Source organism: Sulfitobacter sp. SH24 (assembly GCF_965641895.1).
Lineage (GTDB): Bacteria > Pseudomonadota > Alphaproteobacteria > Rhodobacterales > Rhodobacteraceae > Sulfitobacter > Sulfitobacter dubius.
Window position 1 is genome coordinate 517,261 of record NZ_OZ282575.1, and the last position, 15,457, is coordinate 532,717.

General features: G+C 59.6%; 15 protein-coding genes and 2 tRNA genes. 13 read left to right on the forward strand and 4 right to left on the reverse strand.

Annotated elements, in window-relative coordinates:
- Positions 1-11 precede the first annotated feature (11 nt).
- The gene (locus tag ACSQ16_RS04970) at positions 12-1,817 is read right to left on the reverse strand and encodes a sensor histidine kinase (RefSeq protein ID WP_243261457.1); all 1,806 of its coding nucleotides are present in this window, start codon (positions 1,815-1,817) and stop codon (positions 12-14) included.
- Positions 1,818-2,307: 490 nt separating this feature from the next.
- On the opposite strand from ACSQ16_RS04970, the gene ACSQ16_RS04975 reads away from it, so the two are divergent.
- A complete protein-coding gene (locus ACSQ16_RS04975; RefSeq protein ID WP_435988599.1) occupies positions 2,308-3,810 on the forward strand; it encodes a sensor histidine kinase in 1,503 nt (500 codons plus the stop codon).
- 184 nt (positions 3,811-3,994) lie between these two features.
- Here ACSQ16_RS04975 and ACSQ16_RS04980 read toward each other — a convergent pair.
- Positions 3,995-4,071 (reverse strand) — tRNA-Arg (locus tag ACSQ16_RS04980).
- Between the two features lie 105 nt (positions 4,072-4,176).
- Here ACSQ16_RS04980 and ACSQ16_RS04985 point away from each other — a divergent pair.
- Positions 4,177-4,698: a superoxide dismutase family protein gene (locus tag ACSQ16_RS04985; protein ID WP_243261427.1), complete on the forward strand. Its 522-nt coding sequence runs from the start codon at positions 4,177-4,179 to the stop codon at positions 4,696-4,698.
- Positions 4,699-4,992: 294 nt separating this feature from the next.
- Here the strand turns inward: ACSQ16_RS04985 and ACSQ16_RS04990 are convergent.
- Positions 4,993-5,067 (reverse strand) — tRNA-Thr (locus tag ACSQ16_RS04990).
- An 85-nt stretch (positions 5,068-5,152) separates the two neighbouring features.
- Here ACSQ16_RS04990 and ACSQ16_RS04995 point away from each other — a divergent pair.
- The 7 genes from ACSQ16_RS04995 (at position 5,153) to ACSQ16_RS05025 (ending at position 9,851) form a co-directional block, all read left to right on the forward strand.
- Positions 5,153-5,329, forward strand: coding sequence for a hypothetical protein (locus ACSQ16_RS04995; RefSeq protein ID WP_243261426.1), 177 nt, complete (start codon positions 5,153-5,155; stop codon positions 5,327-5,329).
- A gap of 3 nt (positions 5,330-5,332) precedes the next feature.
- Positions 5,333-6,604 carry a UDP-N-acetylglucosamine 1-carboxyvinyltransferase gene (gene murA / locus ACSQ16_RS05000; RefSeq protein WP_317405751.1) on the forward strand — a complete coding sequence of 424 codons (1,272 nt, stop codon included), beginning with the start codon at positions 5,333-5,335 and terminating at the stop codon, positions 6,602-6,604.
- Positions 6,601-7,071: a DUF2948 family protein gene (locus ACSQ16_RS05005; protein ID WP_243261424.1), complete on the forward strand. Its 471-nt coding sequence runs from the start codon at positions 6,601-6,603 to the stop codon at positions 7,069-7,071. The genes murA and ACSQ16_RS05005 overlap by 4 nt, the downstream gene beginning before the upstream one ends.
- 29 nt (positions 7,072-7,100) lie before the next feature.
- Positions 7,101-7,430 (forward strand): hypothetical protein, encoded by a 330-nt coding sequence (locus tag ACSQ16_RS05010; protein WP_243261423.1) that lies wholly within the window; start codon positions 7,101-7,103, stop codon positions 7,428-7,430.
- Positions 7,431-7,482: 52 nt separating this feature from the next.
- Positions 7,483-8,784: a histidinol dehydrogenase gene (gene hisD / locus ACSQ16_RS05015; protein ID WP_317405753.1), complete on the forward strand. Its 1,302-nt coding sequence runs from the start codon at positions 7,483-7,485 to the stop codon at positions 8,782-8,784.
- 125 nt (positions 8,785-8,909) lie between these two features.
- Positions 8,910-9,389, forward strand: coding sequence for a UPF0262 family protein (locus tag ACSQ16_RS05020; protein ID WP_067623920.1), 480 nt, complete (start codon positions 8,910-8,912; stop codon positions 9,387-9,389).
- Positions 9,390-9,851, forward strand: coding sequence for a low molecular weight phosphatase family protein (locus ACSQ16_RS05025; RefSeq protein WP_093928127.1), 462 nt, complete (start codon positions 9,390-9,392; stop codon positions 9,849-9,851).
- Between the two features lie 4 nt (positions 9,852-9,855).
- Here the strand turns inward: ACSQ16_RS05025 and ACSQ16_RS05030 are convergent, their stop codons facing one another.
- On the reverse strand, positions 9,856-10,218 hold the full coding sequence (locus ACSQ16_RS05030) for a hypothetical protein (RefSeq protein ID WP_243261421.1): 363 nt from the start codon (positions 10,216-10,218) through the stop codon (positions 9,856-9,858).
- A gap of 215 nt (positions 10,219-10,433) precedes the next feature.
- Between ACSQ16_RS05030 and lepA the strand changes: the two genes are divergently transcribed.
- The 4 genes from lepA (at position 10,434) to ACSQ16_RS05050 (ending at position 15,449) form a co-directional block, all read left to right on the forward strand.
- Positions 10,434-12,236, forward strand: a complete 1,803-nt coding sequence (gene lepA, locus ACSQ16_RS05035) for a translation elongation factor 4 (RefSeq protein WP_243261420.1) — start codon at positions 10,434-10,436, stop codon at positions 12,234-12,236.
- Positions 12,237-12,460: 224 nt separating this feature from the next.
- Positions 12,461-13,291, forward strand: a complete 831-nt coding sequence (locus ACSQ16_RS05040) for a 3-keto-5-aminohexanoate cleavage protein (protein ID WP_243261419.1) — start codon at positions 12,461-12,463, stop codon at positions 13,289-13,291.
- Positions 13,292-13,371: 80 nt separating this feature from the next.
- On the forward strand, positions 13,372-14,148 hold the full coding sequence (locus tag ACSQ16_RS05045; protein ID WP_243261418.1) for an MBL fold metallo-hydrolase: 777 nt from the start codon (positions 13,372-13,374) through the stop codon (positions 14,146-14,148).
- A 245-nt stretch (positions 14,149-14,393) separates the two neighbouring features.
- The gene (locus tag ACSQ16_RS05050; protein ID WP_243261417.1) at positions 14,394-15,449 is read left to right on the forward strand and encodes a C4-dicarboxylate TRAP transporter substrate-binding protein; all 1,056 of its coding nucleotides are present in this window, start codon (positions 14,394-14,396) and stop codon (positions 15,447-15,449) included.
- Positions 15,450-15,457 lie beyond the last annotated feature (8 nt).

Genomic DNA, 15,457 nt, shown 5'->3' on the forward strand with positions numbered 1-15,457 from the left:
GGCAGGGGCCGTCAGGCCGTTTGTTGCAGCGTGTCTTCGTCACCTTGGGGCGTGGGGTTGCTTGCGGCCCCAAGGCCAAACTCTACATGAAAGGTTGATCCGACGCCGACTTCGCTTTCGTAAAATAGGTCTCCCGCCATCTGCCGCGCCAGTTGGCGAGAGATATGCAGCCCAAGTCCGGACCCTTGAGTTGATTTTTGACCGTCGTCATCAAGCTGCCCAAAGCGGCCAAAGACCCGTTCTTCCATCCCCTCAGGAATGCCGCGCCCCTTGTCAGTGATAGAGATCCGCACGCGGCCATTATTCGTGGTCAACGTACCCTCAACAGTGGCGCCCACATTCGAGAACTTCACTGCATTGGAAACCAGATTATCGACCACTTGCCGGATGGCAAAGGCATCGCCCAAGATCACGGCGGGCTGGCCCAGTTCGCCGATATCAAGCCGCACGCCGCGCTCATGGGCGTACATGCGGTTTTCCTCAATGCTCTCTTTCAGCAGGGCAGGTAGATCGACGGGCAGCCATTCAAGCGACAACGCCTGTACCTCAAGTTTCTGCACCAATAGGATATTGTCCACCAGCCGTGACAGCCGCACCCCATTGCGATGGGCGATATCCAAGGACGACCGCAGCGGCCCTTTGACCTCGCCCAACTTCCCGCTCAGCGCCAATGCCAATCCCCCCTTCAACGAGGTCAACGGCGTGCGCAGTTCATGGCTGACGACAGAGATGAATTCGTCCTTGGCGCGGTTGGCTTCATCGGCTTCTTTCAAGGCTTGCTCAAGCGCTGTTGTGGTGGCGATCTGTTCGGTTACATCGACAAAAGTAACACTCCATCCGATGCCCGGGCCAGCGGGAGCGAGTGGGTTTTCGATGGGGTGAACGCGCGGCTCATAAAGGCGTTCATTGCAGGCGATATGGGGGGCATCGGCGTCGTTAATCTGCGCTTCGATTCCGGCGATTAGGTCCGTTGCGAATTCCGGTTCAGACAATAGCCCGCTGCGTTTCGCCGCCGCGTTCGAGCGGACGATATGGCGCCGCGCATCAAGCAGGATCAGCGGCTCGCTCATCGTGTCAAACAGTGTCGATTGCCCTACCGAGGGCATGTCCATGGTCTTGTTCGTCACCAGCAGCCACGAGAAGGCCAATATCCCCAAGGTGAACATGAAGGACGTCGGGTCCAGCCCCAACACCGTGAAACCAAAGAAGGCATAGGCCGCGTTTGCTGCCAATGGGGTGAGCGTGATGGCCAGCAGCATCGTCAACAATGGCCAAGCGGCCCGCTTGGCCCGGGAAAATGCGCGGCCCAGCCAGACCAAGGTCGCCATGACAAAGCAGTAAAGCACGGCTAGGATCAGGAAATATCCCGGTCCATGCAAAAAGGTGATCTGATCCCCATCCGGCGGGATCGCCGTTTCTGCCGTATAGACCAGATGATGCCAGTCATTCGTCGCCGCGAGGCCAAATGCACCCAGCGGTATAGCGATAAGGGCCAAAAGGCTCAGCCGTCCCCGCGCGCGGTTCGAAGGACCGACATAATCGAAGATAAAGAATGACCATGCGACCGGAACTAAACCATGGCCCAACCAAGCCAATTGCGCTTGCCGCATCTGGCATTGATAGGGTGTTGTCGCGGCTTCGGCCCCAACCATCATCAGGGTCCAGATCATGCCGACGAATGTCAGCGCATAGTAGACCTTGGCTTGGAATTTTTGGAACTTAAGCGTCCAAAGCGCGACTGCTGCAGCGATCGAGCTAACGGCGAGCACGGTCCAGTAGACCGGGTCAAGCATCAGCCCTTGAAAACACGTTAGCATGGCGAAAACACCTATAAGCTAAATACAATGTGCGCAGATCAGCATGGAAATGCGGCGCAAGTTTGGCAATCTAGTGCCGTATTATGGCAGAGCAATGCAACCCTTGGATGTGAATCAAGGGGGTTGGCGTGGGATTTGGCTGCGGTGACGTCCTTATAGGACGGTTGGACGCGGGCATTCGCGACGTTCTTGAGGAGGGGCGCAAGAGTTTCCGGTGTTGCGGCAACGCAAGCCTATGAGGGCTTAGAAAACGCATGGGCGTTTAGCAAAGGTGCTGGGTGAATCAATGTCCACAGCCCCGGCCGGAGTAGCAGTGCGCTGTGCGGGCCGAGCGAAAACCAATACACGCACTGGTTATGTAAGGTGAAAATACCGTTAAAAGGAGCGGTCTTTGACAACGTTTTGCCGCATTCCTTTAGCAACACTACCTTGATTATTTTGAGGTTAAAAAATGCTTACAGTCGCTCATTCTATGCATAGTGACCACGACATGATGCTGGTTCTGCTGGCTGCGCTTTTGTGTGTTTTCGGCAGTTGGGTGTTCACAAACCTTTACCGGCATGCGCTAAAGCAGACGCCGCGACAGGCCTTGCTGTGGTATTTTATGACCGCTGTCACCTCTGGTATCGCCATTTGGTGCACACATTTCATCGCCATTCTTGCCTATCAGCCTGACGCTCCGGTAAGCTTTGATCTGGGTTTGACGTTCGCATCCCTGCTGATCGCGATCCTTGGGTGTACACTCGGCATTCTGATCGCTGGGATGTTCCGCTTTTGGATTACAACCATTATCGGCGGGGTGATCTTGGGGCTGGCGATCTCGGCCATGCACTACACTGGGATGGTCGCCTATCGGGTTGAAGTGATGATCCATTGGGACGAGAATTACCTCATCGCCTCAGTTGTATTTGCCATGCTGTTTGCGACCTTCACGTTGTTCTTTGGCGCGCAGAACGGGAAGTTCACCACGCTCAACATGACCCTGACCTTTGCGGCGGCGATCATTGGGCTTCATTTTACCGGGATGGCCGCCTTTCATGTGACTCCCACGAATTTGATGGCCGGGCACAGCAACCCTGCTGAGTTCAAGCTGCTGGCGCTTGTCATCGCAGGAACGGCGGCGCTAATCGTTCTTGGTGGGCTGTTCACCTATTTTATCGAAAACCGCACGCGGATGGAGAATATCGACGAGTTGCGCCAGGCGCGGGATGAAGCGCGCAATGCCAGCCGTGCCAAATCAGAATTCATGAGCGTTCTAAGCCACGAGCTGCGCACGCCGCTGACGATTATCAACGGTTACGCCAGCTTTTTGACGAACCTCAAAGGACATACGATAGCCAAGTTGAAACCGAATGAGCCGATCACCAAGGTCCACTTTGATGATTTGGGCGATCAGACAGAGCGTTACGGGGGCCGCATTAAATCGGCAGGCGATCACCTGCTAACGATCATCAACGAGCTTCTGGATTACACAAGTATTGAACTTAACTCGATCAAACTGAACAGAACCTCCTTTCAAGCTGGTGATTTGCTGGCCGAGCTGCAGGAGCAGTTTCAGGGCCTGGCGAGAGAGAAACAGTCGTCATTGGAAATTGAGTTTGATGAGTTCAACGTTTTCGCCGACCGTGGGCGCTGCAAGCAAATCTTGATTAACCTGCTTGGCAACGCGCTGAAGTTTTCATCGGCCTCAAGCATACGAATGCGCGCCAGAATGATCGACGATACCTGCCGACTTGAGGTTGAGGACAACGGCTGCGGGATGCCGGCAGAAGACTTGGAGCGGATTTTCCAAGCCTTTATTCAAGCTGAAACAGCGACCAGAAGCGCCGAAGGGGGCACCGGTCTGGGCCTTGCGATCAGTAAAAAGCTAGCCGCGGCACATGATGGCGACATCGGCGTGGAAAGCACCGTTGGTGTTGGGACAAAGTTCACCGTTGATCTCCCGGAATGCGCTTCGGTTATCGTTGCCGAAAAAGCGCTCGCTGCGGCTTGATTGATCCAATCGGTCGATGTTTGGGCCGATGAATTTCGGCCCTGACGGATTGGGCTTCACAATCAGGTTGATAAGGCAGTTTGTGAAGATGCTGCCAGCCAGTGAAGGCACAGTTCGGCGAAAGCCGCGGCACAGGGTGGTGCCTAGGGAAATAGGTTTGCCCCCTCGGCAGCTTTATGAAAAATGGCGCTCCCTGAAGGATTCGAACCCTCGGCCTGCCGATTAGAAGTCGGCTGCTCTATCCAGCTGAGCTAAGGGAGCACTCGCCTGCTTATAGGGGTAAGCCTTAGCGCGCATCAAGAGGAACCCGACGCGGGCCGGGTGGGTTGGGCTATCATCTGATATAGAACCCAACGGAGGAAAGCCATGTATCTGCGCACTATCCTAATCGGGGCCACTCTGGCCGCCACTGGCGCCGCAGCGGTGCAGGCCGAAGGCCATATGCAAACGGCAGCAACCGCTCAGGTGGCCGGCAATTCTGATGATATTTCAGGCAGTGTTACGCTAAACACGACCGCTTCGGGTCGGACATTGGTCAAGATCGATGTGACGGGCGTTCCGGCTGGAACTCATGGCGTCCATCTCCATGAGACTGGCGATTGTTCTGCGGAGGATTTCAAATCGGCAGGCGGTCATATCGCGGGCGATCATCAGCATGGCGTGCTTGTCGAAGGTGGACCGCATCCGGGTGACATGCCGAATATGACTGTCGGTGATGATGGCGTGTTGAAGGCCGAAGTCTTTCTTGATCTGTTAGAAATTGACAGCATGATCAAAGACGATGACGGCGCGGCTTTTGTTATACACGACGGCTCGGATGATTATACATCTCAGCCAGCGGGTGACGCAGGATCACGTATTGCTTGCGGTGTGTTTGAAGCATCTTGATTCGACTTGAAGCGTAGAAAACACCACGCCTTGCCCCATGATTGGGGCAGGGTGGTTGAAGTTGACGTTCGAGATGTTGCTGGGCTTAGTAGGTTTCCCCGGTACCATTTCCCGAAGAAACTCTGCCTTCGCAAAACTGAGGGTGAAGAAGGACTTATCTGAAAAAGGTAAGGGTCCACAGTATTGCTGAAGAGAATCGATCTTTCGCACTCAGAGTGACGCGCAGCGACGGGCGTAAGTCGAGAGATCATCGCCAGCGCGACGAGTGTCTTATATGACGAAGTGTGGGGTTCATGGTGCTGCTGGAGAGAATTGAACTCTCGACCTCTCCCTTACCAAGGGAGTGCTCTACCTCTGAGCTACAGCAGCGCCGTGGGCGGGTGATTAGCCGCAATCGAAATGGGGCGCAACCCCTGATCTGGACGCTTCGTGCACCCTGCGCTAGATAGGCGGCATGGCAAAGCAAAACGTCCCAGAAAAGACCGCCAAAACGCCGAGCGTGCGCGACGCGCGGTTGAAGGCTGCGCTCAAGGCCAATATGGCCCGGCGCAAGGCGCAAGCGCGTGCGCGGGCCGAGGATGTGGCGCAGGATACAGGCAATGACCCCCAAGGGTCGGAAAAGGACAGCTGAACGATGGATTCTATTCTGGTCAGGGGCGGCGGTGAGCTGAACGGGCAAATTCCCATCGCGGGGGCCAAGAACGCCTGTCTGGCGCTGATGCCGGCGACGTTGCTGAGCGAAGAGCCGCTGACGCTGACCAACGCGCCGCGCCTGAGTGACATCCGCACGATGACCGAGCTTTTGCGCTCTCTGGGTGCCGAAGTGGCCTCGATGCAAGACGGCAAGGTCATCACAATGGCCAGCCATGGTGAGATCAACACCCGCGCGGAATACGACATCGTGCGCAAGATGCGGGCGTCTAACCTGGTGCTGGGTCCGCTGCTGGCCCGTGAAGGCCATGCCGAAGTTTCCCTCCCCGGTGGCTGCGCTATTGGCGCGCGGCCGATGGACATCCACACCGATGGGCTGGCGAAGATGGGCGCGGAAATCGATCTGCGTGACGGCTATCTTTACGCCAAGGCTGAGGGTGGCAAGCTTAAGGGCGCCGTGATCGATTTCCCCTTTGCCTCTGTCGGGGCGACCGAGAATATCCTGATGGCCGCGACGCTGGCCAAGGGGACCACCGTTATCAACAACGCCGCGCGGGAGCCTGAGATCGTCGATCTCGCGGACTGTCTGCGGGCCATGGGCGCGCAGATTGAGGGTGACGGCACACCGAGCATCACCATTCAGGGCGTCGACAGCCTGCATGGCGCGACCCACAAGGTGGTAACCGACCGTATTGAGCTTGGCACCTACATGCTTGCGCCAGCCTTTTGCGGCGGCGAAGTGGAACTGCTGGGCGGGCGGATCGACTTGCTGCAGGCGTTCTGTGAAAAGCTCGATGCGGCAGGGATTGAAGTGACTGAGACCGAAGCAGGCCTCAAGGTCGCGCGGCGCAACGGGCGCATCTCGGCGGTGGATGTCACGACCGAGCCTTTCCCCGGCTTCCCGACCGACCTTCAGGCGCAGATGATGGCCCTGCTCTGCACGGCGGAAGGGACCTCCGTGTTGGAGGAAAAGATTTTCGAGAATCGCTTTATGCATGCGCCGGAACTGATCCGCATGGGAGCAAAGATTGACGTGCATGGCGGCACGGCCAAGGTCACCGGGGTTGAAAAGCTCAAAGGTGCGCCGGTGATGGCGACCGATCTTCGGGCCTCCATCTCCCTGATCCTTGCCGGGCTGGCCGCCACCGGAGAGACCACGGTAAGCCGGGTCTACCACCTTGATCGTGGCTATGAGCATGTGGTGTCGAAACTGCGCGGCGTGGGTGCGGATATCGAAAGGATCAGCGGCAAATGACCGAAGATGCACGTTTTGAAGATGGCCGCGAAGCACCCCTGAACCTCGGCGCATTGGATGCCGAGGATCTGACGGTGATCGCCTCGCTGACCCAAGACGCGGTCTTTCCCGCCTCTGAAATGCGCTGGCATCGCACCGGGGCGCGCTTTGCCTTGCTGCTGAACCGCTTGCGGCACGAAGACACGGGCGCTGCACGGCACGCGCCTGAACGTGTGCAATCAATACTGATGTTCAACAATGTGCAGCGTGTGGCGAGCCAAGGCGTGCCCAAGGGCGATGCCGATACGATCCTATCGCTGCTCGACATCACCTTTGAGGAAAGCGACGCACCTTCAGGCCATGTCACCCTGACATTGGCCGGGGATGGCGCGATCCGATTGGAAGTCGAAGCGCTTGAAGTGACGCTTAAGGACGTGACCCGTCCCTATGTCGCCCCCTCCAAGAAACGGCCCGTTCACCCCGAGTGACATCCCGTCACGGTGGCAAGGATCGCGAGATGCCTGAACTTAAACAGAATAGATTTACCCGGGGGCGCGTTGCGGCCCTCATGACCGAGGCCACCGGCTGGGCGCTTTTGCTGCTTGGGGTGGCGCTGGCGGTGCGGCATCTGTTGGGCACGGTCACATTACCGGGGCTTTTGGCTCCTGCAGCGGCGATCGCTGGCGGGCTGTTTGCCATTCTGGCAGCCCATGTCGCCCGCGCCGTTTTCGACAACGCCCAAGACACCCGCGCCATGCGTCTCGCGCAGCGCTCCGCCCCCAGTGCTGCCGTTAAAACCTCGGGTCTGCGTGCCGAACCCAGTCTGCGCCGTCCTTCCGCGCCTTGATACCTTTGGGCCAACCCCTCGCGGCGGCCCCCTTTTTCGAAAGCCTGCACCCATGCCCGTCACGCTCGATGCCACCGCACCCGATTTTGAAGCCGCTTTTGACAAGCTGCTGAATGCCAAGCGCGAGGATAGCCCCGATGTAGATGCCGTGGTGGCCGAGATCATCGCCGACGTCCGCGCCCGTGGCGACGCCGCCGTGATCGAACTATCGCAAAAATTCGACCGCGTGACCCTGACGCCTGAGACCCTGCGCATCACCGCCGCAGAGGTCGACGCCGCCGTGGCCCAGGTCTCCCCCGAAGACCGCAAGGCGCTGGAACTCGCCGCCGACCGCATCCGCGCCTACCACGTCCGCCAATTGCCCGAAGACGCCGAATGGACCGACCCCGAAGGCGCCACTCTCGGCTGGCGCTGGACGCCGGTGTCAGCGGCAGGCCTCTATGTCCCCGGCGGGTTGGCAAGCTACCCGTCCTCGGTGCTGATGAACGCGGTTCCGGCCAAGGTGGCGGGGGTCGAGCGTTTGGCCATGGTCGTGCCCACGCCCGATGGCGTGCTGAACCCGCTGGTCCTGCTCGCCGCCCGCATCGCCGGGGTGGACGAGATCTACCGCATCGGTGGCGCGCAGGCCGTGGCGGCGCTGGCCTATGGCACCGATACGATCCGCCCAGTGGACAAGATCACCGGCCCCGGCAACGCCTTTGTCGCCGCCGCCAAACGGCGCGTTTTCGGCAAAGTCGGCATCGACATGATCGCGGGGCCATCCGAGATCCTCGTCATCGCCGATGGTGACAATGACCCCGATTTCATCGCCCTCGATCTGCTCAGCCAAGCCGAACATGACGAGAGCGCGCAGAGCATTCTGATCACCACCGACCCCGCCTTTGCCCGCGCGGTGGAAGAGGCGGTCGAGAAACGCCTGCTCACCCTTGAGCGTCGCGCCATCGCGGGCGCAAGCTGGCGCGACAACGGGGCGATCATCACCGTGCCGGACCTCGACGCCGCCGCGGCCCTCAGCAACCGCATCGCGCCCGAACACCTCGAGCTGTGCGTCGCGGACCCCAAAGCGCTCTCGGCCAAGATCACCCATGCGGGCGCGATCTTCCTCGGCCAATGGACGCCTGAGGCGATTGGCGACTATGTCGGCGGCCCGAACCACGTTCTGCCCACAGCCCGCTCGGCACGCTTCTCCTCTGGCCTCTCGGTGCTGGATTTCATGAAGCGGACCACGCTGGCACAGATGTCTCCCGAGGCGCTCAAGACGATCGGCCCAGCAGCAGAGCGGCTGGCCCAGTCAGAGAGCCTTGAGGCGCACGGCCTTTCGGTCACCGCGCGCCTGCGCAAACTGAACGACTAGGGCAGGAGGCTGCTCGCTGAGCCAACCGGGCGCGACATTCGCCATAGGGTGTGCTCTCGCGCATTGCCCCCTCCCCACCGCTGCGCTATCCACGAAAGGGTATCGCCAGCAAAAAGGATGCGTTCATGACCCGCATCACCCATATCGCGCTTGATGACGCGAACATGCCGCCCCCCACGCCTGAGATTGATCAGGAGCGTAAGGTGGCTATGTTCGACCTGCTGGAAGAGAACAGCTTTGTCCTGCCCGAACGGGAGAAGGGCCCAGTGCCGGAAGGGCCCTATCACTTATCTTTGTCGATCCGCGATAAGCGGCTGGTCTTTGATGTGGAGACCGAAGCGGCTGAGAAGGCAGCGGAATTCCACCTCTCCCTCGGCCCGTTCCGGCAGGTGGTGAAGGATTACTTCCAAATCTGCGAAAGCTATTTCGAGGCGGTCAAGAAACTGCCCCCCAGTCAGATCGAGACGATCGACATGGCCCGGCGCGGCATTCACAACGAAGGCTCCCGGGTGCTGCAAGAGCGCCTGTCGGGCAAGGCCGAGATCGACACCGATACCGCGCGGCGGCTCTTTACCCTGATCTGCGTTTTGCATTTCGGCGGATAAATGAAGCAGGTGCTGCCTCAGTCCGTTCTCTTCTGCTGCGACCACAATGCCGTCCGTTCGCCGATGGCCGAAGGCTTGATGAAGAAATTCTACGGCACCGGCACCTATGTGCAGTCCGTGGGCGTCAAGAACGACATGGAGATCGACGGTTTTTCCATCGCTGTGTGCAGTGAATTGGATGTGGAGTTGGACCGGCATCGCAGCCGCAGTTTCGATGAGATGGAAGAATGGGGCGACGATCTGGGGTCATTCGACCTTGTGATCGCGCTCAGCCCCGCCAGCCAGCGCCGGGCGCTGGAACTGACGCGGTTTTATCATCTCGACGTGGAATATTGGCCAATCCTCGACCCAACCGGGCTGGGAGAGGGGCGCGAGGCCAAGCTCACCCAGTTTCGCGCCGCCCGCGATCAGATCGTCGGACGGCTGATTGACCGGTTCGGACCGCCGCTGAACGAAAGCTGAACGGTTAGGTGTTGGAGCAAGCCGCTGCAGCGCTTTGCCCAAATGCTTTCCATGTGCTCCAGAAAGCGTTGTGGCTCTTGTTGTCGGACTGACGCATTTCCTGCAAACGGTGCGGGTCGCGGAAAATCTTGGCGCCTTGGCGCTGGTCTGAGCGGGACAGCGTTTGATCCGCCACCGCCTGTACGCATCCGCAACGCGCATGGCTCGAGCCGCGACGCCCATCGGCCAGACAGGCCTTTTGGATCGGTCCTGTGGCGAAAAGCACCGGAGACGGAGCGAAACGCCCCACGGCCGCATCGCTGGAATACCGCGACCCACCACAGCCCGCCAAGACGACAAGCGCCATCAAACTTACAACTGTACGCATTGATTTGCCCTATTGTTTTGGACCGTGGGGTTTTCCCCTTGTCGGCCCGATCTGCTCTGACGAGCATTATGCCGCAAAAAGGGGCTTCGTGCAATTCTCCTTTGGAGGGGTGCTGGCTCTCAGCCCGCGATAAAGCGCCGTGAAGGGCGGGCAGGGGGCACAGGAGCGTTCATGGCCAATTGACGCAGGCGCGGCACTGCGCCATATCCCCTTGCATGACACCGCTTGAAAACATCCGCAATTTCTCCATCGTGGCGCATATCGACCACGGCAAATCCACGCTGGCCGACCGGTTGATCCAACTCACCGGCACGGTCGCCGAACGCGACATGCAAAGCCAGCTTCTGGACAACATGGATATCGAGCGGGAGCGGGGCATCACCATCAAGGCCAACACCGTCCGCATCGAATACCCTGCCAAGGACGGCAAGACCTATGTGCTGAACCTGATCGACACGCCCGGACACGTCGACTTCGCCTATGAGGTCGCGCGCTCCATGCATGCGGTCGAAGGTTCGCTGCTGGTGGTCGACGCCACCCAAGGCGTCGAGGCGCAGACGCTGGCCAATGTTTATACCGCCATCGATGCGGATCATGAGATCGTGCCGGTGTTGAACAAGGTCGACCTGCCCGCCTCTGACCCCGACCGCGTGCGCGAACAGATCGAGGACGTGATCGGCATCGACGCCTCCGAGGCCTGTCTGATCTCAGCCAAAACCGGCGTCGGCATCCCCGACGTGTTGGAAGCGATCGTCAATAAATTGCCCGCGCCCAAGGGCGGCGACCCCGATGCGCCGCTCAAAGCGATGCTGGTGGACAGTAAATATGACCAATACCTCGGCGTCATCTGTATCGTCCGGATCATCGACGGCACCCTGAAAAAGGGCGACCGCATTCGCATGATTAAGACCGGCGGCACCTATGACGTGGATGATGTGGGCGTTTACCGGCCCAAGATGGTCGGCGTCGAGAGCCTCGGCCCCGGCGAGATCGGTTATCTGAACGCCTCGATCAAACAGGTCCGCGACACCCGCGTCGGCGACACGATCACCCATGAGAAGCGCAAGTGCGAAACCCCACTGCCGGGCTTTAAGCCCTCGGTGCCGGTGGTTTTCTGTGGTCTCTTCCCGGTCGACGCCAATGATTTCGAAGACATGCGCGATGCGATCGAAAAGCTTGCCCTGAACGATGCCTCCTTCACCTATGAGATGGAAACCTCTGCCGCGCTTGGCTTTGGCTTCCGCTGCGGCTTCCTTGGCCTGCTGCACCTCGAAGTGATCCGCGACCGGCTTGAGCGTGAGTATGACATCGACCTGATCACCACCGCCCCTTCGGTGATCTATCACGTCCACATGAAGGACGGCGAGATGCAGGAGCTGCACAACCCCGCCGACATGCCGGACATGACGTTGGTGGACCACATGCAAGAGCCGCGGATCAAGGCGACGATCCTCGTGCCCGATGATTACCTCGGCGACGTGCTGAAACTCTGCCAAGACCGCCGCGGCATTCAGGAAGACCTGACCTATGCCGGTTCGCGGGCGATGGTCGTCTATGACCTGCCGCTGAACGAGGTGGTGTTTGATTTCTACGACCGGCTGAAGTCGGTCACCAAGGGCTACGCCAGCTTCGACTACCAGATGATCGGCTACCGTCAGGACAATCTGGTCAAGATGCAGATCCTCGTGAACGACGAGCCGGTGGATGCGCTCTCGACCATGGTGCACCGCGACCGCGCCGAGATGCGCGGCCGGGCGATGGTGGAAAAGCTCAAAGACTTGATCCCGCGCCACATGTTCAAGATCCCGATCCAAGCGGCCATCGGCGGCAAGGTGATTGCGCGGGAGACACTCTCCGCGATGCGCAAGGACGTGACGGCGAAGTGCTATGGTGGTGACGCCACGCGGAAGAAGAAGCTGCTGGAGAAGCAGAAGGCCGGTAAGAAGAAAATGCGCCAGTTCGGGAAAGTGGACATCCCGCAGGAGGCGTTTATTTCCGCTCTAAAAATGGACAGCTAAAAGCTGGCCATTTTTAGAGCGCGCGGGGGGCAGCGTATTGCAAAGCAATGCGCGTTCCCGCTCGGTTGTGTTTGGGGGCATTGGTTCACGCTGGAAGCTCTTGGGCTTTCTTGAGGGTGAGCGGGGGCTTCACTTCCCCGCTAGCACCACCTTCCACTTCCCAATAGTGTACACCGCCCCCGCCATATGCGACCCTGCGCATCAAACACTACAGGACCCCACCCATGACCACCCCCTGCATTCTCTGCGTCGCCATCACCGGCTCCGTGCCCACCAAAGCCGCGAACCCCGCCGTGCCGATCTCGATCACCGAGCAGGTCGAGTCGACACACGCAGCCTTCGAGGCCGGGGCCTCGATCTGCCACGCCCATGTGCGCAACGATGATGAGACCCCGTCCTCCGACCCCGATAAGTTCGCGCGGCTGATGGAGGGCGTGCAAAAGCATTGCCCCGGCATGATCATCCAGTTCTCCACCGGCGGGCGCTCGGGCGCGGGGCGGGAGCGGGGTGGAATGCTCTCGCTCAGGCCCGACATGGCCTCGCTCTCGGTCGGGTCCAACAACTTCCCGACGCGGGTTTATGAGAACCCGCCGGAACTGGTCGATTGGCTGGCCTCGGAAATGAAAACCCACGCGGTCAAACCCGAGATTGAGGCCTTTGACCTGAGCCACATCCACAAGGCCGCCGAGATGAACCGTGACGGGCGCATCCCCGGCCAGCTTTATGTGCAATTCGTCATGGGCGTGAAAAACGCCATGCCGGTGGACCGTGAGACCTTTGATTTCTACATCCAGACGCTCAACCGTTTGGCACCCGATGCGCAGTGGTGTGCTGCCGGGATTGGGCCGAACCAGATTGTGCTGAACGAATGGGCCATCGCGGCGGGCGGTCATACCCGCGCGGGGCTGGAAGACAACGTGCGGCTGGACCGCGACAGGCTGGCGCCGTCGAACGCCGCGCTGATCCAGCGGGCGGCGGATCTCTGCGCAAAATACGAGCGTCCGGTCGCCACGGCTGCACAAGCGCGTGAGATTCTGGGTCTGCGCCCGGCATAGGCTTGCCGCAAGAAGGGCGCTGCGTTGAAATGCGGGACGGGACAGCTATGTCCCGTTCCAGCAACCAACAGGAGCCTGAGATGTCCCAGACCCGCCGCCATTTCCTTGCCACCTCCGCCGCCGCCGCTGGCATCGTAACCCTGCTGCCCTTCGCCGCCCGTGCCGCCGCGCATAGTGGTGACACATTCGACACCAGCGCAGGGCCGATCACGGTGCATCCCGTCGATCACGCCTCTATCGTGTTGGAGACGCCCGCGGGCGTGATCTATGTCGATCCGGTGGGCGAGCCCGCGCAGTACAGCGACTTCCCCGCCGCCGATCTGATCCTTATCACCCATGAGCATGGCGACCACTATAATGCCGATACGCTGGCCGCGCTGGCAGGCGATGACGTGCAGATCATCACCAACCCCGCCGTCTTCGACTTGCTGCCCGAGGCGCTGGCCGCCAAGGCCAGTAAGATTGCCAATGGCGAGAATACCGAATTTAACGGCCTGCCGGTCAACGCGATCCCGGCTTATAACACCACCGAAGAGCGCAAGAAGTTCCACCCTGAGGGCCGCGACAATGGGTATATCCTTGGGTTTGAAGGGTTCCGCGTCTACATCTCGGGGGACACCGAAGATACGCCAGAGATGCGCAGCCTGACCGACATCTCTCTGGCCTTTGTCTGTATGAACTTGCCGTTCACCATGGATTCCAACGCCGCTGCTTCCGCCGTGGCAGAGTTCAAACCGACCTATGTTTATCCCTATCACTTCCGGGGCAAAGACGGCGGCACGCAAGATCCAGAAGAGTTCGCCAAGCGCGTCGGCACCGATGTCGAGGTTAAAATCGGCGGCTGGTACGAAAGCTAAAGCCCTGCGGCCACGCCCATTGGGGTGTGGCCGACCCTTTCGACGGTTCCCGCACAGGTCGCAACGGGAGCCGCTTCCAAATTCCCTGTATTATCTTCTTATACAATGAATTCAGTGCTCTAGGCACTCTCCCTTCCCAAGTCAGAAGTTTTGCTTGATCGCCCCAAGCTCGCGGACTAGCGTGACCTGCGACAGATGTGAAACAATGGTTCACATTGCGAAACAAGTCTCTGGGAGGAGCCGACATGACAATTTTCAAACACCTGAGCTGCGCCGCAGCTCTGGCGCTGGCTGGCGGCGCGGTGAGCGCCGAAACCGTTTTGATTCACGGTGAAGCAGGGCCCAACCGCGGCGCGCGCGCCGATGCGTTGCAGTGGTTCGCCGATCAAGTTGCCGAACGCTCGGACGGCGATATCCGATTCGACATTCAGTGGGGCGGCGCGCTGTTCAAAGCCAACGCAGCCGTGCAATCCATCGCCGATGGCGTGGCGGACACAGGCTCGGTCATCGCCGTGTACTATCCGCAGGAAATGGCGGGCTACGGCATCGCTGACCTGCCGGTAAACAACCCTGACGCTTGGGTCGGTATGCGCGCCACGGATGAGTTGATGCGCTCCAGCCAAGCGATCCAAGACGATCTGGCCGACAAGAACCTCGTCTACATCGGCACTTGGACCACCAGCCAGGTAAACATCGGCTGCAAGGGCGGCGCGATCAAATCCGTGGCGGATATCTCGGGCAAGAAGGTCCGCGGCGTGGGCGCCTACGGCAAGGTCTTTGGCGAGCAGGGCGCGAACATGGTCAACATGTCGATCTATGACGCCTACCAAGGGCTCGACACCGGGCTGATCGACTGTTCGCAGGGCTACAGCTATGCCGTCGCAGCGCTGAAGCAGGCCGAGGTGATGGACAGCTACACGATCCTCGACTGGGGTCAGGTCGGCGGCCTTGGCATCTTCATGAATAAAGACATGCACGACAGTCTGACGCCCGAGCAGCAGGAAACGCTGGCTTCCGTGGGGTCGGACATGGCGGATGAATTTGGCCGTATGATCACAGAGGCCAACGACAACGCCATCGCATCGATGAAAGAGCAGGGCGTCGAAGTCATCTCCCTCCCCGAAGAAGATCGCGCTCAACTGGTCGAAGCGGGTCAGAAGTTCCTCGACGAATGGCAGCAGACGGCCGATTCTGCGGGCCTGCCCGGAGAGCAACTGCTGGAAGAGTATAAAGGCCTCATCGCCAAATACACCGAGCAGCGCGACGCGGATGGTTATCCTTGGGAAGCCAAAAGCAACTAAGCGCAAAA

Coding starts and splice junctions, on each gene's coding strand:
- ACSQ16_RS04970 (WP_243261457.1), bottom strand. CDS start 1,817: ATGCTAACGTGTTTTCAAGGGCTGATGCTTGACCCGGTCTACTGGACC.
- ACSQ16_RS04975 (WP_435988599.1), top strand. CDS start 2,308: ATGATGCTGGTTCTGCTGGCTGCGCTTTTGTGTGTTTTCGGCAGTTGG.
- ACSQ16_RS04985 (WP_243261427.1), top strand. CDS start 4,177: ATGTATCTGCGCACTATCCTAATCGGGGCCACTCTGGCCGCCACTGGC.
- ACSQ16_RS04995 (WP_243261426.1), top strand. CDS start 5,153: ATGGCAAAGCAAAACGTCCCAGAAAAGACCGCCAAAACGCCGAGCGTG.
- murA (WP_317405751.1), top strand. CDS start 5,333: ATGGATTCTATTCTGGTCAGGGGCGGCGGTGAGCTGAACGGGCAAATT.
- ACSQ16_RS05005 (WP_243261424.1), top strand. CDS start 6,601: ATGACCGAAGATGCACGTTTTGAAGATGGCCGCGAAGCACCCCTGAAC.
- ACSQ16_RS05010 (WP_243261423.1), top strand. CDS start 7,101: ATGCCTGAACTTAAACAGAATAGATTTACCCGGGGGCGCGTTGCGGCC.
- hisD (WP_317405753.1), top strand. CDS start 7,483: ATGCCCGTCACGCTCGATGCCACCGCACCCGATTTTGAAGCCGCTTTT.
- ACSQ16_RS05020 (WP_067623920.1), top strand. CDS start 8,910: ATGACCCGCATCACCCATATCGCGCTTGATGACGCGAACATGCCGCCC.
- ACSQ16_RS05025 (WP_093928127.1), top strand. CDS start 9,390: ATGAAGCAGGTGCTGCCTCAGTCCGTTCTCTTCTGCTGCGACCACAAT.
- ACSQ16_RS05030 (WP_243261421.1), bottom strand. CDS start 10,218: ATGCGTACAGTTGTAAGTTTGATGGCGCTTGTCGTCTTGGCGGGCTGT.
- lepA (WP_243261420.1), top strand. CDS start 10,434: ATGACACCGCTTGAAAACATCCGCAATTTCTCCATCGTGGCGCATATC.
- ACSQ16_RS05040 (WP_243261419.1), top strand. CDS start 12,461: ATGACCACCCCCTGCATTCTCTGCGTCGCCATCACCGGCTCCGTGCCC.
- ACSQ16_RS05045 (WP_243261418.1), top strand. CDS start 13,372: ATGTCCCAGACCCGCCGCCATTTCCTTGCCACCTCCGCCGCCGCCGCT.
- ACSQ16_RS05050 (WP_243261417.1), top strand. CDS start 14,394: ATGACAATTTTCAAACACCTGAGCTGCGCCGCAGCTCTGGCGCTGGCT.